The organism is Xanthobacter oligotrophicus (assembly GCF_008364685.1).
GTDB classification, from domain to species: Bacteria; Pseudomonadota; Alphaproteobacteria; order Rhizobiales; family Xanthobacteraceae; genus Xanthobacter; species Xanthobacter oligotrophicus.
This window is the reverse complement of record NZ_VTTL01000005.1, coordinates 76649-102454: the sequence shown is the minus strand read 5'-3', so window position 1 is coordinate 102454 and position 25806 is coordinate 76649. Positions and strand designations below refer to the sequence as shown.

Sequence of the window (25806 nt, the reverse complement as noted above, 5' to 3'; positions counted from 1 at the left end):
CATGAGCCTTGACGAAGACTTCTCCCGCCTGGACGTGGGCGGCCGCGACATCGCCGTGCGCAGCGTGGCCGGGGCGGCGCCGGGCCTGTTCTGGCTGGGCGGCTTCAAGTCGGACATGACCGGCACCAAGGCCGAGCACCTCGCCCGCTGGGCCGCAGGCCACGGCCGCGCCAACGTCCGCTTCGACTATTCCGGCCACGGCACCTCCGGCGGCGCCTTCGAGGAGGGCACCATCTCCCGCTGGCTGGAAGAGGCGGTGGCGGTGTTCGACCAGAAGACGCAAGGCGAGCAGGTGGTGATCGGCTCGTCCATGGGTGGATGGATCGCGCTGCTGCTGGCGCGGCTTTTGGCCAAGCGGGGGGACAAGCGCCTGAAGGGGCTGGTGCTGGTGGCCCCGGCGGCGGACTTCACCGAGGACCTGATGCGGGCGCGCTTTTCCCCCGAGGTGTGGGCGCAGATCGAGACCACGGGGCGTTTCGAGCGGCCCTCGCCCTATGGTGACGGGCCTTATGTGATCACCCGCGCCCTCATCGAGGACGGACGCCGCCACCTGCTGCTGGGCGCCCCCTTCGCGGTGGGCTGCCCGGTGCGCATCCTCCAGGGCGCGCAGGATGAGGACGTGCCATGGGCGCACGCCATGCGCCTCGTGAGCTGCCTTGCCGAGGACGACGTGGTGTTCTCCCTCATCAAGGACGGCGACCATCGCCTGTCCCGCCCCGAGGACCTGGAGCGCCTGACCGACGCGGTGGCGGAGCTGGCCTGACGGCAAGGCCGGTGAAAGCGAGGCTTGCCCCCGCTCGCTGCGCCTGCGAAAAGGCGCGACCATGATCGTTCTCGACGATATTTCCCTGCGCCTCGCCGGGCGCCTGCTCATCGACCATGCCTCTGTCGCCATTCCGGAGAATGCGCGGGTGGGCGTGGTGGGGCGCAACGGCTCGGGCAAGACCACCCTGTTCAAGGCCATCGTCGGCGAGCTTGAGCTGGAGAGCGGCGCGGTGCGCCTGCCCAACCGCACCCGCATCGGCCGCGTGGCGCAGGAGGCGCCCGCCGGCCCCGACAGCCTGCTGGAGCGTGTGCTCGCCGCCGACACCGAGCGCGCCCAGTTGCTGCACGAGCGCGAGACTACCCACGACCCCATGCGCATGGGCGAGATCGAGATGCGGCTCCTGGACATCGACGCCCATTCGGCGCCGGCGCGGGCGGCCACCATCCTCGCCGGCCTCGGCTTCGACGAAAGCGCGCAGCAGCGGCCCTGCTCGGAATTTTCCGGCGGCTGGCGCATGCGCGTGGCCCTCGCGGCCCTGCTCTTCACCGAGCCGGACCTGCTGCTGCTCGACGAGCCCACCAACTATCTCGACCTCGAAGGCACCCTGTGGCTGCAGGATTACCTCGCGCATTATCCGCGCACGGTGATCCTCATCTCCCATGACCGCGACCTGCTCGACGAGAGCGTGGACCACATCCTCCACCTCACCGGAAAGAAGCTGACCATCTACAAGGGCGGCTTCACCGGCTTCGACCGCCAGCGCCGCGAGCGGCTGCTCCTGGACCAGAAGGCGCGCAAGAAGCAGGAGATGCAGCGCGCCCACATGGAATCCTTCGTGGCCCGCTTCCGCGCCAAGGCCACCAAGGCCAAGCAGGCCCAGTCGCGCCTCAAGGCCCTGGCCCGCATGGAGCCGCTGGCCGCCCAGGTGAGCGAGGAGGCCGCCGCCATCTCCATCCGCCACCCGGAGCGGCTGCTGTCGCCGCCCATATTGGTGATGAACCATGTGTCGGTGGGCTATGTGCCGGGCAAGCCGATCCTGCGCAATCTCGACCTCCGCATCGACGAGGACGACCGCATCGCCCTGCTTGGCCCCAACGGCAACGGCAAGTCCACCTTCGCCAAGCTCCTCGCCGGCCGCCTCCAGGAAGAGAGCGGCAGCGTGGTGCGCGCCGATAAGCTGGAAGTGGCCTATCTCGCCCAGCACCAGATCGACGAACTGATCCCCGGCGACAGCCCGGCCCAGCATGTGCGCAAGCTCATGCCCGACGCGCCCGAGGCGCGGGTGCGCGGGCGGGCGGCGGAGATGGGCTTTTCCGGCGGTGCCGCCGACACCAAGGTGTCGTCCCTCTCCGGCGGCGAGAAGGCGCGGCTGCTGCTGGGCCTTGCCACCTTCCACGGGCCGCACCTTTTGATCCTCGACGAGCCCACCAACCATCTGGACATCGAGGCCCGCGCCGCCCTCATCGAGGCCATCAACGACTATCCCGGCGCCGTCATCCTCGTCTCCCACGACCGGCATCTGCTGGAAGCCTGCGCGGACCAGCTTTGGCGCGTCTCCGGCGGCACGGTGAAGGCCTATGACGGCGACCTCGACCAGTACAAGCGCGAGGTGCTCTCCAAGTCCGACGGCGACCGCATGACCGATGCCGGCCGCAAGGACAAGGCCGAGCTGAAGAAGGACGGCACCCCGGCCGACGGCAAGCGCCGCGTCGCCACCGGCCCCCTGAAGAAGCGCATCCGCGAGCTGGAAGCGGCCGTGGAGAAGCTGGAGAAGGAGATCGCCGGCATCGACGTGAAGCTCGCCGCGCCGGATCTCCACGCCAAGAAGCCGCTGGATGCCGCCCGCTTCGCCAAGGCCCGCGCCGAGGCGGTGGAGAAGCTGGCCGTAACGGAAGAAGAATGGCTCGCCGTCAGCGCCGAGCTCGAGACCGCGGGCGGCTGACAGGCGCCGCAGCGGCGGTTTTCGCGGGAATCGTCGCGCCTGCTGCCGGCTCGCGGATCAGCGCCATCAGCGCCTGCGCCGCCCGCGAATGATAGCGATCGGCGTGGCGCAGCACGTAGAAGCGCCGGGCCGGAAAGGTCAGGGGCAGCTGGCGCAGGGTGCCGGTGGCAAGGCCCGCCGCGGCCACGAGATCCGAGATCACGGTCGCGCCCGCGCCTGCCGCCACCGCGCTCACCACCGCCTCGTTGGAGGGCAGCTCCAGCGCCACCTTGAGCCCGGCGGGGTCGAGCCCCGAGGCCCGAAGCGCATCCTCGAACACCTGCCTTGTGCCCGAGCCCGGCTCGCGCAGCACGAACGGCATCTCGAACAGATCTGCCGGGGCGATGGCGCGCCGTTTGGCGAAGGGGCTGCCCGCCGCCGCCACCAGCACCAGCCGGTCGCCGGGCACTGCGGTGCGGGCGAGCAGAGGCTCTTCCACCTCGCCCTCCACGAAGCCGAGATCAGCCGCCCCCTCCCGCACCGCCGCCGTCACCTGCGTGGTATTGCCGATGACCACCGACAGGGCGATGTCGGGATAAAGTTTGTGGAAGCGGTTGAGCACCGGCCCGAGCCAATAGTTGGCGATGGTCTGGCTGGCCTCCAGCGCCAGCCGCCCCCGCCTGAGGCCCGAGAGATCCGCGAGCACGGTCTCGGCGGCGGCGGCGCGGGCGAGCACGGCCTCAGCTTCAGGCACGAAGGCGTGGCCGGCCTCGGTCAATTCGATCCGCCGCCCCACCCGGTGGAACAGGGCGACGCCGCAGGACGCCTCCAGCGCCGCCACCGAGGCGCTCACCGCCGACTGGGTCATGTGGAGGCCCTCGGCGGCGCGCGTCATGTGCAGGGCGCGGGCCACGGCGACGAAGACCTTCAACTGCTCCAGCGTCATGGACCCTGCCTCGCCGCACTCGCGCTGCTTCGCTCAAACGCCGCGCGGGCTTGATCTTATGCCAACAGCCCCGGTCTGCGACCGGGCCGAGAGGGCACGCTCAGGCGCCGCGCGGGCTCACATGAGCGTCTTGATGAGGATAAAGCTCAGCACCGAGATGAACAGCCAGGCGGCAGCACCGAGCAGCAGGGGCTTCACCCCCTTCAGGCGCAGCTTGGCGATGTCGGTCTCCAGCCCCATGGCGCCCAGCGCCACCGCCAGCAGGAAGGTGGTGCCGATGGCGATGTCGCTCTTCACCTCCACCGGCACCACCCCGGTGGAATTCAGCATCACCATGCCGATGAAGCCGAACACGAACCACGGCATGGGCGGGCTGGCATGGCCGGCCTCCTTGTCGCCCCGCGCGCGCCAGATGGCGGCGGCGCCGAGGCCGATGACAAGGGGCGCCAGCAGCATCACCCGCGAGAGCTTCGCCACCGTGCCGAACTCACCGGCCTGCTGGCCGCCCTGGAAGGCGGCGGCCACCACCTGCGCCACCTCGTGGATGGAGGCGCCGGTCCACAGGCCGAAGGCGTGGGCATCGAGGCCGGTGTAGGGCAGCAGCGCCGGCATGATCAGCATGGAGAGCGAGCCGAACACGGTCACGCAGGCCACCGCATAGGCCACGTCCTCGTCCGAGCCGCGGGTCACCGTGTTGGTGGCGATCACCGCCGAGGCGCCGCAGATGGCGGTTCCGGCCGCGATCAGCTCCGACAATTGCTTGTCCACCCCCATCAGCCGGCCGAGCCAGCGGGTGGCGAAGAAGGTGGAAAACAGCGTGCCGGCCACGATGGCAAAACCCACGAAGCCGACCGAGCGCACCTGCGCGAAGGTGAGTTGCAGACCCAGCAGCACGATAGCGAAGCGCAGGATACGCCGCAGCGCGAACTTCACCCCCGGCTTGGCGATGGCCGGCGTGCCGAAGATGTTGTGGAGGCCCATGCCGATGACGATGGCCAGCACCAGCGGGCTCACCAGCCCCATGCCGGGGATCTGGCGCAGTCCATAGCTTGCGGCGGCAATGAGCACCGTCAGCGCCAGCCCCGGGAGGATGCCGCCGAACGCGCGCGTCAGGAAGCGCGGAGCGGCGGGAAGCAGTGTGGCATCGGGAAGGACGGCGGGCTCGGACAACGGCTTGTCGGTCATGGCGGGGTTCCTCGGACGCGGCGAGGATCGCGCCGCAGCATGCATCGATCAAACGAGTTATATTTCTACAATAGATCGATTTTTGTAGTTAGTTCCTCATCGCTGCAAGGCGGTGGGGCCACGAGCAGCGTGGGAATGTCACCCGTCATCCCCCGGACAGGCCGGGGGATGACGGGTGACGCGGCCCGATGACCAAGGCCCCAGGCACTCCTTCCCCTCACCGCTCGGCGAAGGCCTTCTCCACCACGAAGGTCTCGGGCCGGTGCCCCGCCCCTTCCGCGAAGGCGCGGCGCTCCAGGAGGTCGCGGGTGTCGGCGATCATCTGCGGCGAGCCGCAGAGCATCACCCGGTCAAAGGCGGGATCGAGATCGGGAAGGCCGAGGTCGGCGAAGAGCTGGCCGCTCTCCATCAGGTCGGTGACGCGGCCGCGATTGCGGAACGGCTCGCGCGTCACCGTGGGATAATGGAGCAGCTGCGTTGAGGCATATTCGCCGAGGAAATCGTGGGCCTTCAGCGCCGCCACCACGTCCTCGCCATAGGCCAGCTCCGCCACCTCGCGGCAGCCGTGCACGAGGATGATGTGCTCGAAGCGCTCATAGGCCTCCGGGTCCTTGGCGATGGAGACGAACGGCGCCAGCCCGGTGCCCGTGGCCAGGAGATAGAGCCGCTTGCCGGGCTTCAGATTGTCGAGCAGCAGCGTGCCCGTGGGCCGGCGCCCGACCAGGATGGGATCGCCCGGCTTCAGCATCTGCAGGCGCGAGGTGAGCGGGCCATCCGGCACCTTGATGGAGAAGAATTCCAGCTGGTCCTCGTGGGGCGCGCAGGCGAGCGAATAGGCGCGCAGCAGCGGGCGCTCCTCCGCCGGCAGGCCGATCATGGTGAACTGGCCGCTCTTGAAGCGGAACGCCGGATCGCGCGTGGCGGTGAAGGAGAACAGGCGGTCGGTCCAGTGGCGGACCTCGAGGACGGTCTCGGTGTTGAGATTGCTCATTACTGCCTCCTCACGCCGGGCCGGAAGCGGACGGGCTGGCCGCCTGCCCCGGCGCGGGCGAGAACGCGCTCTCGAACTTGTCGGCCACGTCCATCCACTGGGCGGCGTCGACCGGCGGCTCCTTCTTCTCGGCGATGTTGGGCCACAGGGCTGCATATTGCGCGTTCAGCGCGATCCAGGGTCCGGCTTCCGGTGCGGTGTCGGCAGCGATGGCGGCGGCGGGGCATTCCGGCTCGCAGACGCCGCAGTCGATGCATTCGTCCGGATTGATGACGAGCATGTTCTCGCCCTCGTAGAAGCAATCCACCGGGCAGACGGCGACGCAATCCATGAATTTGCAGCGGATGCAGCTGTCAGTGACGACATAGGCCATGGGGCAGGTCCTGTTAATTGTGCAACAAGACTATCCGGGCGGCGGCACAAGACTGAGTGTTAAGGCAAGATGAGGTCAATTAATTGCAGTATTTTTGCACTCAGGGGAACGAGAACGACAGCAAGAACCGGGCCCCGGATGCCTGCCCACAACAAAGCGTCGTCATGCCCGACCTTGTCCCGACCATGACAAGATAGCGTCACCCCCCGTGAAGAGGCCCCCCGGACAAGACAGAGGCTGGCGGGAGCCGCAGCTGCCGCCCTCACACCACCTGGGCGAGGCTCGATCCATTGAGGTTCACGGCGAGGCCCTTTAGGGCGTCCTCGTTCAGCTCGCCGCCCATGGCCTTCAGGCTCTCCTCGCGGATCAGCGCCCCAAGGTCCGCCCGCAGCTGGATGAATTCGGGCGAGAGCTGCAACGCCGCGTCGCGCGGACGCGGCAGCGGCACCGTCACCTCGGCCTTGATGCAGCCGGGGCGCGCGGTCATCACATAGATGCGGTCGGAGAGGAAAATCGCCTCGTCGATGTCGTGGGTCACGAACAGCACCGAGATGCCGAGGCGCTGCCAGAGGTTGGTGAGGATCTGCTGCATGATCACCCGGGTCTGGGCGTCCAGCGCGCCGAACGGCTCGTCCAGCAGCAGCACCTTCGGCCCCGTGGCGAGCGCCCGCACGATGCCCACCCGCTGCTTCATGCCGCCGGAAAGCCTGTCGGGATAATGGTTCTCGAAGGCCGACAGGCCGGCCAGCCCCAGCAGCGTACGCGCCGCCACCGCCCGCTCTGAGCGGCCCATGCCGCGCATCTTGAGGCCAAACTCGACGTTTTCCCGCACCGTCTTCCACGGGAACAGGGAATATTGCTGGAACACCATGCCCCGGTCGGCGGACGGCCCCTTCACCGCTTCCCCATCCACCGTGACGCGCCCGGCGGTGGGCTTGAGGAAGCCCGCCACCGCATTGAGCAGTGTGGACTTGCCGCAACCCGAGGGGCCGATGATGGACACGAACTCGCCGGGGTTCACCACCAGGTCGGCGTCGCTCACCGCGATCACCGCGCCGTCGATGGTGTCGTAGGCCAGCTCGAAGCCGGTGACCTCGATGAGGCCGGTCTGTGTGGGGGCGGTTGCGGGAATGGCCATGGCGCGCCTCGCGGGGTTCATTTGGCCCGGGACCAGGGCGTCACCGCCCGCCCGAGCAGCCGGATGAGAAAGGACGACGCGAGCCCCAGCACGCCGATGGTGATCATGCCCAATGCGATGTCCGGATACTGCACCAGGGAATAGGCCTCCCAGGTGAAATAGCCGATGCCGAACTGGCCGGAGATCATCTCCGCCGCGATCAGCGACACCCAGGCCACGCCCATGCCCACCGTGAGGCCGGTGAAGATCTGCGGCAGCACCGCCGGGAAATAGACCTCGCGGAAAGTGGCGCGCTCACTCGCCCCGAGGCACCGCGCGGCGCGCACCAGCACCTCGTCCACGTTGGCCATGCCATGCAGCGTATTGAGCAGGATGGGGAAAAATGCCCCGAGGAAGGTGATGAAGACGATGCTCTGCTCGTTGGTGGGCCACAGCATGATGGCCATGGGCACCCAGGCGATGGCCGGGATGGGCCGCAGCACCTCGCAGACCGGGAACACGAATTCCTTGATGAGCGCATAGCGCCCCATCAGCAGCCCCAGCGGCACCGCCACCAGCGCTGCCAGGGCGAAGCCGAGGAAGATGCGCCGGCAGGAGATGACGATATGGTTGAAGAAGGCGCCGGTGGAGAAGGCGGTGCGCGCGCTCTCCAGCACCTGTTCCGGCGAGGGCACGTTCAGGAACCGCACATAGAGATCCATGCGGTTCACGGTGACCACATGCCAGGCGAGGATGAAGAGCCCGATGGCCAGCGCCCCCAGCAGCGTCGCCCGGATCGCCTGCGCGTTCAGCTTCAGCCAGCGCCGGGCAAAGCCGGTCAGCGCGCGGTCCGGCGGCATCAGGGGGGCGGCGGCCGGACGCTCGGGCCGCAGCAGGATGGACCCGGCGGGGGGACGCGGGCGTGCCGCCTCCGCCGTGCCGGCAATATGCAGGGGCGTCTGCATCTTCACGGGGGATTTCGCCGCGGCGCTCTTCATAGCCCTCACCCACGCCCGGCGGTGGCGGCCTTCAGCGCATCGCCGAAGCTCATCACCTTGCCGCCGCCCTTGGCCGCCGCCGCTTCCGCATCGGCCTTCAGCATGAAGGGCAAGATCTCGCTCTTGCCGTCCTTCGCGGTCACCGCGAAGAACGCGTCGGTGGCGAACAGCTTGATGCCGCGGGCGGTGTCGAACAGATAGGTCATGTTGGCCTTCTTGCCCTGGGCGGTCAGCTCGGCCAGCGCCCCCAGCGTGCAGGCGGCGCTGGAATAGGGCTTGATGCCCTCGCCCTCGATCCAGATCTCGCCGGCCTTGCGCGGCTCTGCGATCTTCACCTTGCAGAAGCTGTCTTCGCCGCTCACCTCGTAGTTGGCGAGGCTCTTCAGCTGCGTTTCGTAATCGAGACCCATCTCCTTGAAGGCCTGGCGCATATAGGTGTCGTTGACCCAGGCCTTGGCGTCGAATTCCTTCATGCGTCCGAGCTTCTGGAGCACGGCGGCATCCTCCGCCGCGTCGGCCACGAGCTGGGGCTTGAGTGTGGGGTCCAGGGTCATGATGCCGCCCGGGCCGAGGAAGATATAGACCACTTCCTTGTCGATGCCGGTCCACTTGGCGATCTTCTCGGCGGCGCCCTGCGGATCCTTGCGGACCCAGTCATTGGCCTCGATCACCGCCTTCAGATACGCCACCACGACTTCCGGATACTTCTGCGCAAAATCGGTGCGCACCACCACGCCGTGCCAGGTGGGGGCATTGGTCTCCACCCCGTCGAAGATCTTGCGGGCAAAGCCCCGGAACGGCAGCAGCTCGGCGAAGGGCACGAAATCGGCGTGGGCGTCGATCTTCTTTTCCTGGAGGTTGGTGGAGCCCACCTCCGGCGACTGGCTCACCAGCTTGAAATAGTCGCTGGGCCAGCCCTTGTCCTGCATGGCCTTGAGGATCATGCCGTGGGCCGCCGAGCCGAACGGCACGCTCAGCACCTTCCCCTTCAGGTCGGACAGCTCGTAATAGGGCGAGTCCTTGTGCACCACCACGCCGTTGCCGGAGCCGTCGAGATTGTAGGCGGCGATGCCGATGAGCTGCGACTTGGACTGCGGATTGGACTGGAAGGTATAGCCGTTCACCACGAGGGGATAATCGCCCATGGCGCCGAACTGGAGCTTGTCCGCCATCATGCCGTTGGTCACCGGCGGGCCGGAGGTGAAATTCTGCCAGTCGATGGAGTAGGCCACGTTGGCGTACTTGCCGTCGTTGGGCAGGTACTTCTCCAGCAGCTTCAGCTCCTTGATCACCACGCCCGTGGTCACCGTGTTGGTGGTGGTGTCCTGGGTACCGATGCCGAAGCTGATGGCGGTCTGGGCGCGCGCGGGGAGCGCCCCAAGGGCGCAGCCGACGGTCAGGGCAATGGCGGCGGTGCGAAGAAGCTGGGTGCGGAAATGCTTGGAGCAAAACGGGGGCATCGGATCCACCTCTCGGGGCAAAGACGGCTCTCGACGGTGATCTTCGGGCGCCAGCTTCCATTCATTCAAAGGAAGATGCGGCGGGGGTGTCGATTAGTTGCCTCCTTTCGAGACCCGCCTCTTTCTTGGTCACAGGCTGCCTGCCTTCCCGGCGCGGGGCCACCTTCGCCCTGCGCCGGCCTCAACGGTTGCCGCGCATGGCGTGGAGCGCGTCGAGGTCATGGATCACGATCTTGGCCTTCTCCGCCCTCAGAACCCCCTGTTCCTGCAGCCGCTTGAGGCTGATGGTGACCCATTGCCGCGTCGCCCCGACCATGTGCGCGAGGTCGGCGTGGGTGAAGGCCGTGCCGATGACGATGGCGCCCTCCTCCCGCACCCCATAGGACTCCGCGAGGTGCAGGAGCAGGTGGGCGAGGCGCTCGGTGACCGAGCGGGTGCCCAGCATCTGGGCAAGGGCGGAATAGCACTTGCCCTTGAAGGTCAGCCCCTCGATGAGGCCGATGGCGAAGGCCGGGATCTGGGCGATGAGCCGGCGCAGGGTCTTGCCGGTCAGATGCACGACCACCGCATTGGTGGCGGCAACCCCTGACCACACATGCTGCCCCTGCCCGAACAGTTCGGGGCCGCCGACGAAATTGCCCGAGTTCCAATAGGCCAGGGTGATCTCACGGCCTGACGGCGCGATGTAGAAGACGCGGATGCGGCCGCTCTCGATCAGGAAGATCCCGTCGTGGGGCGTGCCTTGCGAGAACAGCATCTTGCCGCGATAGACCACGCGCTTCTGGCCCTCGCGCAGCACCTCTTCACGCTCCTTGGCGGTGAGGCGCTGGAACAGCAGCGGCGGCCCGTTGGTGAGGGCGGCATTCTCCGTGAGCAGAAGCGCCTGCGCGGGAGCGGCACCTGCCAGGAGCGGCGATGCGGCGACGGGAAGCGGCCCGTGGGGCGGAGCGTTCAGCATGGCTTCTCTCCCGGTTGGATCCATTCTCAACCGCAAGAAGCGTACCATTACTATTATAAGTTATTCCATAGATTAAATCTAATAATGCCGACACGCGATGTCACGCAAACGCAAACGGCGGCCTCACGGCCGCCGTCGGAACAGTCCTTCCCGCTGATGCGGCATCACGTTCACCCGGAACGAACCAGCGCGATCAGCCCACCAGCGAACGCTGGGGGATACTGCGACAGGTCCAGCCTCAGTGCCCGCCGCCGGCGCGGCCGCTCTCGAGGGCCGCATAGACCTGCTCGAGATCGGCAAGCTGCCGCGCGGCCCGCTGGCGGGTCTCGTCGGTGGTGGCGTCGGTCACGTCTTCCTTGGCATTCTGGATCTGCTGCTGCAGAGCACCCAGGTCCAGCTCCTCCAGCGGCTTTGCCTCTTCGGCGAGGATGGTAAGGCCGGCCGGGTTCACCTCGGCAAAGCCACCGCGCACGAAATAGGAGCGCGGCGAGCCGTCACCCTTGATGGTGAGGATACCGGGCTTCAGCATGCCGATGAAGGGCGCATGGCCCGCCAGCACGCCGAACTCGCCTTCCGCGCCGGGCACGATCACCTCGGTCACGGCGCCGGAAAACACGAGCCGCTCGGGCGAGACCAGCTCAAAGGGTAAGGTCGCCATAATTCTCGTCTCCGGGTCGTCCCGAACGGGAGGCGCCCCAACATCGGGTGCTCCTCCGGGCGCCATCCAGCCGGATGGACGCCCCAACTCCATGAAGGAAAGCGGCTTCACCGCACGGGCCTGGTCGGCCCGGGCGCAACCGCCTCCGCGGCATCAGCGCCGGCGATCGGCAACGAAGCCGACGCCGAGCCCGATGATGGCACCCACCACGGCGGCAAGGCCGATGTGCTGGCTTTGCTCCGAGGTCAATCCGCCGCGCGGGTTTTCGCCCTGCAGCTCGATATTGAGGCCCGGCAGCCGGATCTCGGCGACCTGCGGCCGGGTGAGCCAGCCGGTGATGCCGCCGGCCACAAGTCCCAGCACGAGGCCCAGGACCTTCACATTCATCATTTCCTCAACCCCTGATCCGAATTTGCCACTTGAGTACAACACCCTAAGCGGCAAATTCGCCTCAAAGCGGAGCAGGAAAATCACGCATTCCGATCACCATGCGAACGATGACCGGAAAGCCTTTGTCGAACGTCCGCTCAGGCCGCCTCGGCCGCGAGCTTCTTGCCCTTCTCGATGGCTTCTTCGATGGAACCCACCATGTAGAAGGCCTGCTCGGGCAGGTAGTCGTACTTGCCTTCCACCAGGCCCTTGAAGCCGGAGATGGTGTCCTTCAGGTCCACGAGCTTGCCCGGGGAGCCGGTGAACACTTCCGCCACGTGGAAGGGCTGCGAGAGGAAGCGCTCGATCTTGCGGGCGCGGGCGACCGTGACCTTGTCCTCTTCGCTGAGCTCGTCCATGCCCAGGATGGCGATGATGTCCTGGAGCGCCTTGTATCGCTGCAGGGTCTGCTGGACCTGGCGCGCCACGTTGTAGTGCTCGTCACCGATAACCAGCGGCGAAAGGATGCGCGAGGTGCTGTCGAGCGGGTCCACCGCCGGATAGATGCCCTTTTCCGCGATGGAGCGCGACAGCACGGTGGTGGCGTCGAGATGCGCGAAGGAGGCGGCGGGCGCCGGATCAGTCAGATCGTCCGCCGGCACGTAGATGGCCTGAACCGAGGTGATCGAGCCCTTGGTGGTGGTGGTGATGCGCTCCTGGAGCGCGCCCATGTCGGTGGCCAGCGTCGGCTGGTAGCCCACCGCCGAGGGAATGCGGCCAAGCAGGGCCGACACTTCCGAGCCGGCCTGGGTGAAGCGGAAGATGTTGTCCACGAAGAACAGCACGTCCTGGCCCTGGTCGCGGAAATGCTCGGCGACCGTGAGACCGGTCAGCGCCACGCGGGCACGAGCGCCGGGGGGCTCATTCATCTGGCCGTACACAAGGGCGCACTTGGAGCCGGCGGCCGAGCCGTTATGCTCGTGCGGATCCACGTTCACGTTGGACTCGATCATCTCGTGATAGAGATCGTTACCCTCGCGGGTGCGCTCGCCGACGCCGGCGAACACGGAATAGCCGCCGTGCGCCTTGGCGATGTTATTGATCAGCTCCATGATCAGCACGGTCTTGCCCACGCCGGCGCCGCCGAACAGGCCGATCTTGCCGCCCTTGGAGTAGGGCGCCAGGAGATCCACCACCTTGATGCCGGTGACGAGGATTTCCGCTTCCGTGGACTGGTCCGCATAGGACGGAGCAGGCTGGTGGATGGCGCGCCTGGTATCGCCCACCACCGGGCCCAGTTCGTCCACCGGCTCGCCGATCACGTTCATGATGCGGCCGAGGGTAGCTTCGCCTACCGGCACGAGGATGGGAGAGCCGGTGTCGGTCACGGGCTGGCCGCGCACCAGACCCTCGGTGGCATCCATCGCGATGGTGCGGACGGTGCTCTCGCCGAGATGCTGGGCCACTTCGAGCACCAGGCGGTTGCCGTGGTTGGTGGTCTCAAGCGCGTTCAGGATTTCCGGCAGATGGCCGTCGAACTGCACGTCGACAACGGCGCCGATGACCTGGGTGATGCGTCCGGTGGGATTCGCCATGTTCGTCGTCCTTTGTCCTCATCCAGGCCGTGGTCAGAGCGCTTCGGCGCCGGAGATGATTTCGATGAGTTCTTTCGTGATCTGCGCCTGGCGCGTCCGGTTGTAGATCAGCGTCTGCTTCCTGATCATGTCGCCGGCGTTGCGGGTCGCATTGTCCATGGCGCTCATCTGCGAGCCGTAGAAAGACGCCTGGTTTTCCAAGAGCGCGCGGAAGATCTGCACCGCGATGTTGCGCGGCAGGAGGTCAGCGAGGATCTCCTCTTCCGTCGGCTCGTATTCATAGACCGGGCCGCCCTCGTCCTGCGCCTCGAACACGGCGGGGATGATCTGCTGGGCGGTGGGGATCTGCGAGATCACGCTCTTGAAGTTGGAATAGAAGAGCGTGCACACGTCGAAGGCGCCCTGGTCGAGCAGGGCGAGGATCTTCGCCGCAATGGCCGAGGCATCCTTGAAGCTGAGGGTGCGCACGCTGCGCAGGTCCACCAGTTCGATGATGCGGTCGGGGTAGGTCCGGCGCAGCTGGTCGTAGCCCTTGCGGCCGACGCAGAAGAACGTCACGTCCTTCCCTTCGCCGATCAGCTGCTGCGCCTTCTCGCGCGCCAGGCGCACGATGGAGGTGTTGAAGGCGCCGCACAGGCCGCGCTCGCCGCTGGCCACCAGCAGCAGATGCTTCTGCGACTGCCCCGTGCCGGCGATCAGCACCGGCGCCTGGCCGGCACCTACGATGCCGGCGGCAAGGCTGCCCAGCACCGTATCCATGCGCTCGGCATAGGGACGGGCCGCTTCCGCCGCCATCTGGGCGCGACGCAGCTTCGCCGCGGCGACCATCTGCATCGCCTTGGTGATCTTCTGCGTCGCCTTCACCGAGGCGATGCGGTTCCTTAGGTCTTTCAGGCTCGCCATGGTGCCCGTCCGTCAGGTTCGAGGAACAGGCGCCGCTCAGGCAAAGCTCTTGGCGAAGGCGTCGAGAGCCTTCGTCAGCTTCTCGATGGTGTCCTTGGAAATTTCCTTGGACGAGCGGATGGCTTCCAGGATCTCCGGATGCTGCGAACGCAGCGCCAGAAGGAGACCCTGCTCGAACTCGCGCACCTTGGAGACCGGCAGCGGGTCGAGATAGCCGTTGGTGCCGGCGTAGATCACCGCCACCTGCTCCTCGACCTTGAGGGGCGCGAACTGGCTCTGCTTCAGCAGCTCGGTGAGGCGGGCGCCACGGTTCAGCAGCTTCTGCGTCGAGGCGTCGAGGTCGGAGCCGAACTGGGCGAAGGCCGCGAGCTCACGGTACTGGGCGAGCTCGCCCTTGATCTTGCCCGCCACCTGCTTCATCGCCTTGATCTGGGCCGAGGAGCCCACGCGCGACACCGACAGGCCGACGTTCACCGCCGGGCGGATGCCCTGGTAGAACAGGTCGGACTCAAGGAAGATCTGACCGTCGGTGATGGAGATCACGTTGGTCGGGATGTAGGCGGACACGTCGTTCGCCTGGGTCTCGATCACCGGCAGGGCGGTCAGCGAGCCGGCGCCGAGGGAATCGTTCAGCTTCGCCGCACGCTCCAGCAGGCGGGAGTGCAGGTAGAACACGTCGCCCGGATAGGCCTCGCGGCCCGGCGGGCGGCGCAGCAGCAGCGACATCTGGCGATAGGCCACGGCCTGCTTGGACAGGTCGTCGTGGATGATGAGGGCGTGCATGCCGTTGTCACGGAAATATTCGCCCATGGCGGTGCCGGTGAACGGCGCCAGGAACTGCATCGGCGCGGCGTCCGAGGCGGTCGCGGCCACGATGATGGAATATTCCAGCGCGCCCTGCTCTTCCAGCACCTTCACGAACTGGGCGACCGTGGAGCGCTTCTGGCCCACCGCGACATAGACGCAGTAGAGCTTGGCCTTCTCGTCCGTGCCCTGGTTGATGGGCTTCTGGTTGAGGATCGCGTCCAGCGCCACAGCGGTCTTGCCGGTCTGGCGGTCGCCGATGATCAGCTCGCGCTGGCCACGGCCGATGGGGATCAGCGCGTCGATGGCCTTGAGGCCGGTCTGCATGGGCTCATGCACCGACTTGCGCGGGATGATGCCCGGCGCCTTCACGTCCACCCGGCGGCGCTCGGTGTACACGATCGGGCCCTTGCCATCGATCGGGTTGCCGAGGGCGTCCACGACGCGGCCGAGCAGGCCCTTGCCCACCGGGGCATCGACGATGGCGCCGGTGCGCTTGACGGTCTGGCCTTCCTTGATCTCGCGGTCCGAGCCGAAGATCACGATGCCGACGTTGTCGATTTCGAGGTTCAGCGCCATGCCGCGCGTGCCGTTCTCGAACTCGACCATCTCGCCGGCCTGGACATTGTCGAGGCCGTAGACGCGGGCGATGCCGTCACCGACGGAGAGAACCTGCCCGACCTCGGAAACCTCGGCCTCCTGGCCGAAGTTCTGGATCTGGTCCTTGAGGATGGCGGTGATTTCAGCGGCTCGAATGTCCATCAGCGGACCTCTTTCATCGCATGCCGGATAGAATTGAGTTTGGTCTTGAGAGAGGCGTCGACCATGCGGGAGCCGAGCTTCACGATGAGACCACCGAGGATGGACGGATCGACGGTCACGTCGAGAATCACGTCCTTGCCGGTCTGCTGGGCCAGCGCATCCTTGAGCGCGAAGAAGTGCGCATCGCTCAAGGGGGCCGGCACCGTGACCTGCGCCGTCGTCTCACCGCGCTGGGCGGCGACGAGGGACGCGTAGTCGACAACCATGCGGGGCAGCGCGAACAGGCGGCGGTTCTGCGCCACCCGCTTCACGAAATTCCCGGCGAGGCCGGAAATGCCCGCCTGATCAAGTACCGCCGAAATGGCCTTCAGCTGCTCCTCGGCCGAAAAGACCGGGCTTTTGACCAGCCGCGCCAGATCCGCGCTCTCCGCAATAAGAGCCGACAAGCGATCGAGATCCGCCTTAACGGAATCGACGGCGCCGGCCTCTGTCGCCAGTTCGAACAGCGCGGTCGCGTAGCGCCCCGCCATGCCTGACACGATCGTATCCGCCACCCCGCACCTCTCTCGAACTTGCAGCCCATGCCGCGCGCCTTGCGCGGCTATTGCCCAAGCCCTTGATCTGTTGGGAATAATCTAGTGCGACCCCGCGAGAGGGCTAAACCCGCCTCTCGAAATCCCGGTGTGCCTAACACAGGCAGAAGTGGGCGGCAACATGACCGAACGATGGCGCCTAGGCCGCATTGCCGCACCGCGATGCCCGGATACCACCCGCGCCGCCACCCGGCGCCTTACGCCACACCGAGAAACTGCTTGAGCTCGGGCGTCTGAGGGTGCGTGAACACTTCTTCCGGCGGGCCGATCTCATGCACCCGCCCCTGGTGCATGAACACCACGCGGTCGCACACTTCGCGGGCGAAGCGCATTTCGTGAGTCACCATGAGGAGCGTCATGCCCTCCTCGGCGAGGGCCTTCACCACGGCGAGCACCTCGTTGACCAGTTCCGGGTCGAGGGCGGAGGTGATCTCATCACATAGTAGGGCCAGCGGCTTCATGGCCAGCGCCCGGGCGATGGCGACGCGCTGCTGCTGGCCGCCGGAGAGCTGGTCGGGGTAGGCATCGAACTTGTGGCCGAGGCCCACCTGTTCCAGCCGCACCCGGGCCTCCGCCTCCGCCTCCTTGGCCGAAACCTTCTTCACCACCATGGGCGAGAGCATCACGTTGCGCCCCGCCGTGAGGTGGGGGAACAGGTTGAAGCCCTGGAAGATCATGCCGACCTTGAGCCTGAGCGCGCGCAGGTGCAGTTCGTCCGGCGCCAGCTGGGCGCCGGCCACCACGATGGAGCCCTGGTCGATGGTCTCCAGCCCGTTGACGCAGCGCAGCAGGGTGGACTTGCCCGAGCCCGACTTGCCGATGATGGCGATGACCTCGCCCGGCTCGATGTCGAGGTTGATGCCCTTAAGCACCTCGTTCTGGCCGAAGCTCTTGCGCACCTCAGTGATTGTGATGAGCGACATTCAGCTTCCTCTCCAGGATCTGGCTCGACTTCGACAGGGGCCAGCACAGGGCGAAATAGATCAGCGCCGCGAAGCCGTAGACCGTGAACGGTTCGAACGTGGCGTTGGTGATGATGGTGGCGGCCTTGGACAGCTCCACGAAGCCGATGATGGAGGTCAGCGCCGTGCCCTTCACCACCTGCACCGAGAAGCCCACCGTGGGCGGCACTGCGATGCGCATGGACTGGGGCAGGATCACGTAGCGCAGTTGCTCCACGAAGCTCATGGCGAGCGACGAGGAGGCCTCCCACTGCCCCTTGGGAATCGATTCGACGCACCCGCGCCAGATCTCGGCGAGGAAGGCCGAACTCCACAGGGTGAGGGAGACGAACGCCGCCGCCCAGGGCGACACGTCGAGGCCCATGAGCGGCAGGCCGAAGAAGATCAGGAACAGCTGCATCAGGAGCGGCGTGCCCTGGAACAGCTCGATATAGAGGCCGGCGGCGCGCCGCAGCCACGCCCTGCGGGCGATTCGGGCATAGAGCACCACCAGCCCCACCACGCCGCCGCCGACGAAGGCAAGCAGCGAGAGCAGCACGGTCCAGCGGGCGGCCAGGAGCAGGTTGGAGACGATGTCCCAGGTGGAAAACGCCGTCATCGCGCGACACTCCTGCGGGGGAAGACCAGGGCGCCGATGCCCCGCATGACCTGCCGCACCAGCACGGCGAGGGCGAGGTAGAGGACGGTCGCGACGATGTAGGCCTCGAACGCCCGGAAGGTGCGGGACTGGATGAAGTTGGCGGCGAAGGTCAGCTCCTCCACCGAGATCTGCGAGCACACCGCCGAGCCGAACATGACGATGACGATCTGCGAGGACAGAGCCGGCCAGATCTTCTGCAGCGCCGGCACCAGCACCACGTGGCGGAAGGTCTGCAACCGGCTCATGGCCAGCGAGGCCCCCGCCTCGAACTGGCCCTTGGGGGTCGCCTCGAGGCCGGCGCGGATGATCTCGCAGGCATAGGCGCCGAGATTGATCACCATGGCGAGGATGGCGGCCTGCATCTCGGTGAGCCCGACCCCGATGGCCGGCAGGCCGAAGAAGATGAAGAAGAGCTGGATCAGGAACGGCGTGTTGCGGATCAGCTCCACATAGGCCTCCACCAGCGGCCGCAGCCAGCGCGGCCCCTGGGTCTTGGCCCAGGCGCAGGCGATGCCGAGGGTGACCCCCAGCACGCCGCCCACGGCGATCAGCTCCAACGTGACGCCGACGCCCTTCACGATCACTGGCACATAGTCCGCCAGGGAGGAGAAATCGAAGCTGTAGGCCATCTGTGCCCTTCCCCCAATGGCGGCACTCAACACTGCGGAACCCGCACTCCGGAACCGGGGCCGGCGCCCGAAGCCCGGCTCCCTCTCCCGCTTGGGGAGAGGGTCGAGGAGGGGGCGGCCCCGTCCTCATGACCCACCGCAGCGAAAGCGGAGCGGGCTGCCGCGCGCCGGTCGAAGGCGGCGCGCGCTACGACTCAGCCCCTCACAGATCCGCCGGAAGCGACGCACCGAGCCATTTCTGGGAGATCTTCTCCAGCGAGCCGTCCGCCTTGGCGGCGGTGATGATGGCGTTGACCTTCTCCAGCAGCTTGGGCTCGTCCTTGTTGAGGCCCACGTAGCAGGGAGAATTCTTGATCAGCACCTTCACCTGCGGCTTCTTCGGCGGGTTGCGGGCGAGGATGGCCGCCGCCACCACATTGCCCGTGGCCACCACCTTCACCTGGCCGGAGAGGAAGGCCGAGATGGTGGAATTGTTGTCCTCGTAGCGCTTGATGTCGGCGGTGGGCGGGGCGACCTTGGTCAGCTCCAGGTCCTCCACCGAGCCGCGAGTGACGCCCACCGTCATGCCGGCGATGTCCTCCACCTTCTCCACCTTCACGTCGGCGGGGCCGAAGATGCCGTTGAAGAACGGGGCATAGGCCACGGAGAAATCCATCACCTTCTCGCGCTCGGGATTCTTGCCGAGGCTGGAGATGACGAGGTCCACCTTCTTGGTCTGGAGATAGGGGATGCGGTTGGCGCTGGTCACCGGCACCAGCTCCGCCTTCACGCCGAGCTTGGCGGCGATGAGGTTGGCCACGTCGATGTCATAACCCAGCGGCTTGAGATCGACGCCCACCGACCCGAAGGGCGGGAAATCCTGCGGCACGGCGATGCGGATCACGCCAGCCTTCATGATGTCGTCGAGGGTATCCGCCCGCGCGGCCGTCGAGAGCGCCACCGGCGCCAGCGCGCCGAGCAGCGCACCGGCGACGAACGCCGTCCGAAGGAAAGTCCTGCGATCTGAGCGCATGTCGCGCCTGCCTCCCTGACACGGCGCCACAGCGCCTTTCGACCGGAGACTGAGCAAGGCCTATGCCAAGGGGATCCGGCGACGGGCCTGCCGCACGGGATGCGTGCTGTCACGCGGTGGTCACAAGGGGCAACGGCGCCGGGGCCGCAGGTTGAGACGCAACGGAGCCGCCCGGGGCAAAACGAAATGCCCCGCCCGATGTCTCGGACGGGGCATTTGCACAACCTTTAGGCGCCCATATTCCGGGCAGATCCCTGAAGGGCGAACTTCAGTTCGCCTGCCTCAGTTCGCCTGGGAAGCCTTGTTGGGGCTCGCCGGGAAGGCGGCGTTCTTGACGGTGCCCTTCATCAGCTCGACGGCGAGCTTCAGCTGGCTGTCGTCCTTCGGGTCCGGCGGAACGTAGGAGGGCGAGCCGGTCTGCTCGTCGTCGCCGTTCTTCAGGTGACCCTTCAGCGAGGCTTCGCCGCGGGTGGTGTCGACGGTGGCGCCGAGCTTCTGCTTCATCTCGTCCGGCAGGTCCTGGACCAGGACGATGTCCGGCTCGATGCCCTTGGCCTGGATGGAGCGGCCCGACGGCGTGTAGTAGCGCGCCGTGGTCAGGCGCAGCGCGCCCTGCTGGCCGAGCGGGATGATGGTCTGCACCGAGGCCTTGCCGAACGAGCGCGAGCCGAGGACGGTGGCGCGCTTGTGGTCCTGCAGGGCGCCGGCCACGATCTCGGAGGCCGAGGCCGAGCCGCCGTTGACCATCACGATCACCGGGCGACCCTTGGTGAGGTCGCCGCCGCGGGCATTGAAGCGCTGCGTTTCCTCGGCGTTGCGGCCGCGGGTGGACACGATCTCGCCGCGCTCCAGGAACGCGTCGGACACCGCCACCGCCTGGTCCAGCAGGCCGCCGGGATTGTTGCGCAGGTCGAGGATGTAGCCCTTGATCTTGTCCGGGCCGATCTTGGCGGTCAGATCGTCGATGGCCTTCTTCAGGCCCTCGTAGGTCTGCTCGTTGGTGAACGAGTTGAGGCGGATATAGGCGATATCGTCCGATTCGACCCGCGAGCGCACCGTCTGGATCTTGATGGTGTCGCGCACCAGCTTGATCTCGAGGGGCTTCTCCATGCCCTTGCGCAGGATGGTCAGCGTGATCGGCGTGTTCACCGGGCCGCGCATCTTGTCCACGGCCTCGTTCAGGGTCAGGCCCTGGACCTGGTCGTTGTCGAGCTTGGCGATGAGGTCGCCGGAGAGGATGCCGGCCTTGCTCGCCGGGGTGTCCTCCATGGGAGTCACGACCTTCACCAGGCCGTCTTCCATGATGACCTCGATGCCGAGGCCACCGAATTCGCCGCGGGTCTGCACCTGCATGTCGCGGTGGTTCTTCGCGTCCATGTAGGAGGAGTGCGGGTCAAGCGACTGAAGCATGCCGTTGATGGCGGCCTCGATCAGCTTGGCGTCGTCGGGCTTTTCGACATAGTCCGAGCGCACCCGCTCGAAGACATCGCCGAACAGGTTGAGCTGCTTGTAGGTGTCCGAGGACGCCGCCTCGGCGGCGGTGCCCAGGAAGAAGGGGGCCAGCACCCGCGGCTGAACCGCTGCAACGGCCACAAGGGCGCCAGCCGCCACGCCGAAAAGAAATAGAGACGTCCGACGCATCATCCACGTACCTTCTGACTGTCCGTTGCGGCCCACCACGGGGTAGGATCTATCGAGATCCCGTCTTTTCGGAACTCGACATACAATTGGGGCTGTCCCAAGGCTGCGCCAGCCTCATTGCCAAAACGTAATCCGGCAGCCGGAACAACGCTCGGGGCCTGACTTGAGGCCGGTACCGCCGCGCCGCGCGCCGCCGGTCCCGCGGTCCGCGACAGGCCACCCATCACCCCCACCGGCTCGCCCGCCAGGACGAACTGGCCAAGGTCCACGGTGATCCGCTCCATGCCTGCCATCAGGATATGGTAGCCGCCGCCCGCGTTGATGATCAAGAGTTGTCCGTAGCTGCGGAACGGCCCGGCATAGACCACCCAGCCATCCGCCGGCGCGCTGACGGGGGCGCCGGCACGGGTGGCGATGGTCATGCCCTTTTCGGCCCCGCCCACGCTGTCGGGGGCGCCGAACGTCTTCACCGTCACGCCGGCAACCGGCAATGGCAGCAAGCCCTTAGCCTGGCTGAAGGCGATGGCGGGGGTAATCCGTGCGGGATTGCGTAGGGCGGTGAGGTCCGGCTTGCCCGGTTCGATGGGGCGGGTCACGGCTTTCGCCGCGTCGGCGGCGCGGGCGGACGGACCCACTTCCGTCTCCAGCCGCGTCACGAGATCGTGCACGTCGCCGGTAGACTTGGCTACCGTTTCGGCCTGGCTCCTGTCGGTCTGCGGAACCGGCTGCTCCTCCGCCTGACGGCGCTGACGTTCGCTCACCAGGGCCGACAGGCGCTTCCTGTCGTCGTCCAGCTCGGCCTTGAGGCGGGTGAGGCTGTCGCGGGCGGCGGCCAGCTCGCCGCGCACCCGGGACAGCTCCGACAGGTCGGCGGCGAGGGTCTCCGCCTCCACCCTGAGTTCCGGCAGCAGCGCGCCCAGGAGGATGGCCGAGCGCACCGCGTCCAGCGCATCGTCCGGGCGCATCAGGAGCGCGGGCGGCGGTTCCCGGCCCATGCGCATCAGCGCCGCCAGCACCTGGGCCAGCACGCCGCGTCGCTTGGCGAGGGAGGCGTTGAGGTCCGTGGCGGAGCCGTCGAGCATGCCGATCCGCCCCTCCACGTCGATGAGCTGCTGCTCGACGGAGCGGGTACGGGTGGCGGTCTCCACCAGCATCTGGTTGAGCCGGCCGCGATCCCCCTTGGCCGCCTCCAGCTCCGCGCGCAGGCGCTTCTGCGCCTCCTCGGTGCCGCGCAGGTCGGATTTCAGCGCATCGGTATCAAGGCCGGAGCGCGCTGGCACGGGGGGCGGCAGCGGCACCACGGCGGGGGCGCCGCCCGGCTGCCCAAGCGCCGGCATCGCCGCCGGCAGCAGGCCGGCGAGCGCGAGCGACAGGAGCAGGGCGGCCCTTGCGGTCATGGCCCCGATCCTTGGGGAAACAGGGTTTAGGAGACGTTAACCTTGGCGTTCCGGCCGGCACATCCGACGGGGTTTCCCCCGCCGGATGCAAAGCCGCCCGCCGCGGTCAGCCCTCCATGCTCTCCAGCTCGGAGATCATGCGGTCGATGAGGGAGAGGCCGGTCTGCCAGAAGGCCGGGTCGCGGGCATCGAGGCCGAACGGGGCGAGCAGCTCCGCGTGGTGCTTGGTGCCGCCCGCCGAAAGCATCTCCAGATACCGGTCGGCAAAGCCGTCCGCCGCATTCTCGTAGACCGCGTAGAGCGAGTTCACGAGGCAGTCGCCGAAGGCGTAGGCGTAGACATAGAACGGCGAGTGGATGAAGTGGGGAATGTAGGTCCAGAACGTCTCATAGCCCGCGCCGAGGTGGATGGCCGGGCCGAGGCTCTCGCCCTGCACGTTCATCCAGATCTCGCCGATCTTCTCGGCGGTCAGCTCACCATTACGGCGCTCGGTGTGGACGTCGCGCTCGAAGGTGTAGAAGGCGGTCTGGCGCACCACCGTGTTGATCATGTCCTCCACCTTCTGGGCCAGCATGATCTTGCGGGCCCGAGGGGTCTCGGCGCCATCCAGCAGCCGGCGGAAGGTGAGCATCTCGCCGAACACCGAGGCGGTCTCGGCCAGGGTCAGCGGGGTGGGCGCCATCAGCGCGCCCTGCCGGGCGGCCAGCACCTGGTGCACGCCGTGGCCCAGCTCATGGGCCAGCGTCATCACGTCCCGCGGCTTGCCCTGGTAGTTGAGCAGCACATAGGGGTGCGCGGAGGGCACGGTGGGGTGGGCGAAGGCGCCGGGCGACTTGCCGGGGCGCACGGGGGCATCGATCCAGGACTTCTCGAAGAAGGTGCGGGCGATGTCCGCCATCTTCGGCGAGAAGGCGCCGTAGGCCGACAGCACCGTGTCCTTGGCCTCGCCCCAGCCGATGTCGCGGGTCTCCACCTTGGGCAAAGGCGCGTTGCGGTCCCAGAACTCCAGCCGGTCCTTGCCGAACCAGCGGGCCTTCAGCGCGTAGTAGCGATGGGACAGGCGCGGGAAGGAGACGCGGATCGCCTCCACCATGGCGTCCACCACCTCCTTCTCCACCCGGTTGGCGAGATGGCGGGAGGAGGCGACGTCCTCGAAGCCGCGCCAGCGGTCGGAGATTTCCTTGTCCTTGGCCAGGGTGTTGGTGATGAGGGTGAACAGCCGCAGGTTCTTGCCGAAGGTGTCGGCCAGCGCCAGCCCGGCGGACTTGCGCACCTCTTCCCTCGGGTCCTGCATGAGGTTGAGGGTGGGCTCGATGGCGAGGTCCTGCCCGTCCACGGTGAAGCGCAGGGACGAGATGGTCTCGTCGAACAGCCGGCTCCAGGCGCCGCGGGAGGGGTTCGACTTCTCGTGGAACAGCTGCTCGATCTTGTCGTCGAGCTGGTAGGGCTTGTCCTTGCGCAGGTCCTCCACCCAGGGGCGGTAATAGCCGAGCGCGGGATCCGCCATGGCGGCCTCGAGGGCCGCGTCGTCGAGCCGATTCATCTCCAACGTGAAGAACAGCAGGTGCGTGGAGGCGTCGGTGAGCCGCTCCTGGATATCGCCGTAGAACTTGGCGCGGGCCGGGTCGGAGGTGTCGCCGGCATAGATGAGGCTGCCGTAGGAGGCGATGCGGCCGAGCAGGTCGTCCACCTCCTCATAGCTTTTCACCGCCGCACCCAGCGCCGCGCCGCCGTCGGGGAGGGCGAGCAGGGCGGCAAGCTTGCCCTTGAAGGCGGTTTCGAACGCCTTGCAGGCGACATCGACCTTGCCCAGATCCGCCTTCAGCTCGGGCGAATCCATGGCCGGGTAGAGGTCGGTCAGGTTCCATTCGGGCAGGCGCTCGGCGGTCTGCACCGCTGCGGCGGTGGCGGGCGCGGCGTGACGGGCGGCGGCAAACGCGCTCTCGAAGTCGGCCGAAAGAACGGGATGGGCGGACGCGCGCAAAGCGGGCGAACGGAAGAATGGGTGCAACATGGGACCTCCGGACCGTGGCGACGCGCGCGGCTCGCACCGCGGGCGCCGGTCGTCGGGGACAAAATCGCCGCATTGGGCCGGCGCCGCAAGCCGGCCCCGCCACAGCGGCGCGAATGCAAGGCCGGGGCAGCGGGGCCGGAGGTGCTCAGGGGTTCTTAACCATCCCCCGCCAAGCTCCCGGTGATTCTCTCTTCCGTCCTGCCGCAAGCGATTCCTGAATGACCCTGCCCCTGCTTCTGGTCGAAGACGACCCTGTCGAGGCGCGCCGCCTCTCGTCGGCCCTGGCCGGCCTCGGCTACGAGGTGACCCTGGCCGAGGATGGCGACGCGGCGCTGGACCAGCTGGCCGTCCGCGCCTTCGACGTGGTGCTGCTGGATCTGGTGGTGCCCGGCCTCGACGGCATGGGCGTGCTCGACGCCATGGCGGCGCGCGGACTTACGGTTCCGGTGGTGGTGCAGGTGACGGCGGCCGGGCTCGATGCGGCCTCGGGCGCCATCCGCTCCGGCGCGCGGGATTTCGTGGTGAAGCCGGCAGGCGTGCTGCGCCTTCAGGTGGCCCTCGCCAATGCCGTCGCCCTCGGCCGCGCCGCGCCGCCGGCGACCCGGCCCGCGCGCGCAGAGACGGACAATGTGGTGGCCTTCCCACCCGTGGCGGCCACGTTCACGCGTGCCACGGTCCGCGACACCACTGCGGACGCCCCCCTGCCCCCGACGCTGCACACCGACAGCCTGGCCTATGCCCGCCTCGAGGCGGCCGGCCATGCCCGGCGGCTGGAGCAGATCGAGGCCGAGGCCATCCGCTTCGCCTGCCATCTCTACGGCGGGCGCATGGCGGAGGTGGCCCGCCGCCTCGGCATCGGCCGCTCCACCCTCTACCGCAAGCTCGCCGAACTGGAGTCCGATGCGGTAGGCAGCAACCGCGATGTGGAACCATCCGCAGCGCGGTTTGTTGCCGCTGAGTGACAAGGCAGTGAAAACCTTGGCCCGCTCAAGCTTGTGAGTTGATCGGAACGCCGGAGCACGGCACCAACGGGCGGGGCTGTGGCGAGGAGAAGGCCATGTTTGGGGCCAGTGGGTACGGGGCTAACGGGTATCGGCGTCAGGACGAAGGGC

At 67.4% G+C, this 25806-nt stretch carries 24 protein-coding genes; 3 read left to right on the top strand and 21 right to left on the bottom strand.

Features of this window, described 5'->3' with window-relative positions; all coding sequences use genetic code 11:
• Window position 1: 1 nt before the first annotated feature.
• On the top strand, window positions 2-763 hold the full coding sequence (locus FZ033_RS09425; RefSeq protein ID WP_149575893.1) for an alpha/beta hydrolase: 762 nt from the start codon (window positions 2-4) through the stop codon (window positions 761-763).
• 61 nt (window positions 764-824) lie between these two features.
• On the top strand, window positions 825-2708 hold the full coding sequence (locus tag FZ033_RS09420) for an ABC-F family ATP-binding cassette domain-containing protein (RefSeq protein WP_149575892.1): 1884 nt from the start codon (window positions 825-827) through the stop codon (window positions 2706-2708).
• Here the strand turns inward: FZ033_RS09420 and FZ033_RS09415 are convergent.
• The 21 genes from FZ033_RS09415 to FZ033_RS09315 all read right to left on the bottom strand — a co-directional run bounded on the left by FZ033_RS09415 (window position 2677) and on the right by FZ033_RS09315 (window position 24694).
• The gene (locus tag FZ033_RS09415) at window positions 2677-3633 is read right to left on the bottom strand and encodes a LysR substrate-binding domain-containing protein (protein WP_149575891.1); all 957 of its coding nucleotides are present in this window, start codon (window positions 3631-3633) and stop codon (window positions 2677-2679) included. The genes FZ033_RS09420 and FZ033_RS09415 overlap by 32 nt on opposite strands.
• A 117-nt stretch (window positions 3634-3750) precedes the next feature.
• Complete coding sequence (locus FZ033_RS09410) at window positions 3751-4818, bottom strand: YeiH family protein (RefSeq protein ID WP_232847406.1); 1068 nt, start codon at window positions 4816-4818, stop codon at window positions 3751-3753.
• Between the two features lie 217 nt (window positions 4819-5035).
• Window positions 5036-5809, bottom strand: a complete 774-nt coding sequence (locus FZ033_RS09405; protein WP_149575890.1) for a ferredoxin--NADP reductase — start codon at window positions 5807-5809, stop codon at window positions 5036-5038.
• A gap of 10 nt (window positions 5810-5819) precedes the next feature.
• Window positions 5820-6182 carry a ferredoxin FdxA gene (fdxA, locus tag FZ033_RS09400; protein WP_149575889.1) on the bottom strand — a complete coding sequence of 121 codons (363 nt, stop codon included), beginning with the start codon at window positions 6180-6182 and terminating at the stop codon, window positions 5820-5822.
• A gap of 262 nt (window positions 6183-6444) precedes the next feature.
• Window positions 6445-7320 (bottom strand): ABC transporter ATP-binding protein, encoded by an 876-nt coding sequence (locus FZ033_RS09395; RefSeq protein ID WP_149575888.1) that lies wholly within the window; start codon window positions 7318-7320, stop codon window positions 6445-6447.
• Window positions 7321-7337: 17 nt separating this feature from the next.
• Window positions 7338-8297: an ABC transporter permease gene (locus FZ033_RS09390; protein ID WP_149575887.1), complete on the bottom strand. Its 960-nt coding sequence runs from the start codon at window positions 8295-8297 to the stop codon at window positions 7338-7340.
• 5 nt (window positions 8298-8302) lie between these two features.
• Window positions 8303-9757, bottom strand: coding sequence for an ABC transporter substrate-binding protein (locus FZ033_RS09385; RefSeq protein ID WP_149575886.1), 1455 nt, complete (start codon window positions 9755-9757; stop codon window positions 8303-8305).
• A gap of 181 nt (window positions 9758-9938) precedes the next feature.
• Complete coding sequence (locus tag FZ033_RS09380) at window positions 9939-10715, bottom strand: Crp/Fnr family transcriptional regulator (RefSeq protein WP_149575885.1); 777 nt, start codon at window positions 10713-10715, stop codon at window positions 9939-9941.
• A gap of 238 nt (window positions 10716-10953) precedes the next feature.
• Entirely contained in the window at window positions 10954-11373 is a 420-nt protein-coding gene (locus FZ033_RS09375; protein WP_149575884.1) for a F0F1 ATP synthase subunit epsilon, read from the bottom strand.
• A gap of 153 nt (window positions 11374-11526) precedes the next feature.
• Window positions 11527-11760 carry a hypothetical protein gene (locus tag FZ033_RS09370; RefSeq protein WP_149575883.1) on the bottom strand — a complete coding sequence of 78 codons (234 nt, stop codon included), beginning with the start codon at window positions 11758-11760 and terminating at the stop codon, window positions 11527-11529.
• 140 nt (window positions 11761-11900) lie between these two features.
• Window positions 11901-13337 carry a F0F1 ATP synthase subunit beta gene (gene atpD / locus FZ033_RS09365; RefSeq protein WP_149575882.1) on the bottom strand — a complete coding sequence of 479 codons (1437 nt, stop codon included), beginning with the start codon at window positions 13335-13337 and terminating at the stop codon, window positions 11901-11903.
• 33 nt (window positions 13338-13370) lie between these two features.
• On the bottom strand, window positions 13371-14240 hold the full coding sequence (locus FZ033_RS09360; RefSeq protein ID WP_149575881.1) for a F0F1 ATP synthase subunit gamma: 870 nt from the start codon (window positions 14238-14240) through the stop codon (window positions 13371-13373).
• A gap of 36 nt (window positions 14241-14276) precedes the next feature.
• Window positions 14277-15806 (bottom strand): F0F1 ATP synthase subunit alpha, encoded by a 1530-nt coding sequence (gene atpA, locus FZ033_RS09355; RefSeq protein ID WP_149575880.1) that lies wholly within the window; start codon window positions 15804-15806, stop codon window positions 14277-14279.
• A complete protein-coding gene (locus tag FZ033_RS09350) occupies window positions 15806-16360 on the bottom strand; it encodes a F0F1 ATP synthase subunit delta (protein WP_188079406.1) in 555 nt (184 codons plus the stop codon). The genes atpA and FZ033_RS09350 overlap by 1 nt, the downstream gene beginning before the upstream one ends.
• A gap of 236 nt (window positions 16361-16596) precedes the next feature.
• Window positions 16597-17322: an amino acid ABC transporter ATP-binding protein gene (locus tag FZ033_RS09345; RefSeq protein WP_149575878.1), complete on the bottom strand. Its 726-nt coding sequence runs from the start codon at window positions 17320-17322 to the stop codon at window positions 16597-16599.
• The gene (locus FZ033_RS09340) at window positions 17300-17959 is read right to left on the bottom strand and encodes an amino acid ABC transporter permease (RefSeq protein ID WP_149575877.1); all 660 of its coding nucleotides are present in this window, start codon (window positions 17957-17959) and stop codon (window positions 17300-17302) included. The genes FZ033_RS09345 and FZ033_RS09340 overlap by 23 nt, the downstream gene beginning before the upstream one ends.
• Window positions 17956-18630 (bottom strand): amino acid ABC transporter permease, encoded by a 675-nt coding sequence (locus tag FZ033_RS09335; protein WP_149575876.1) that lies wholly within the window; start codon window positions 18628-18630, stop codon window positions 17956-17958. The genes FZ033_RS09340 and FZ033_RS09335 overlap by 4 nt, the downstream gene beginning before the upstream one ends.
• 202 nt (window positions 18631-18832) lie before the next feature.
• The gene (locus FZ033_RS09330) at window positions 18833-19642 is read right to left on the bottom strand and encodes a transporter substrate-binding domain-containing protein (RefSeq protein ID WP_232847405.1); all 810 of its coding nucleotides are present in this window, start codon (window positions 19640-19642) and stop codon (window positions 18833-18835) included.
• Between the two features lie 282 nt (window positions 19643-19924).
• Window positions 19925-21286 carry a S41 family peptidase gene (locus FZ033_RS09325; protein ID WP_149575875.1) on the bottom strand — a complete coding sequence of 454 codons (1362 nt, stop codon included), beginning with the start codon at window positions 21284-21286 and terminating at the stop codon, window positions 19925-19927.
• Window positions 21283-22680, bottom strand: a complete 1398-nt coding sequence (locus tag FZ033_RS09320) for a murein hydrolase activator EnvC family protein (RefSeq protein WP_149575874.1) — start codon at window positions 22678-22680, stop codon at window positions 21283-21285. The genes FZ033_RS09325 and FZ033_RS09320 overlap by 4 nt, the downstream gene beginning before the upstream one ends.
• 106 nt (window positions 22681-22786) lie before the next feature.
• A complete protein-coding gene (locus tag FZ033_RS09315) occupies window positions 22787-24694 on the bottom strand; it encodes a M3 family oligoendopeptidase (protein ID WP_232847404.1) in 1908 nt (635 codons plus the stop codon).
• A 218-nt stretch (window positions 24695-24912) separates the two neighbouring features.
• On the opposite strand from FZ033_RS09315, the gene FZ033_RS24660 reads away from it, so the two are divergent.
• Window positions 24913-25656 (top strand): response regulator, encoded by a 744-nt coding sequence (locus tag FZ033_RS24660; protein WP_408068474.1) that lies wholly within the window; start codon window positions 24913-24915, stop codon window positions 25654-25656.
• The last annotated feature ends 150 nt before the right edge of the window (window positions 25657-25806 follow it).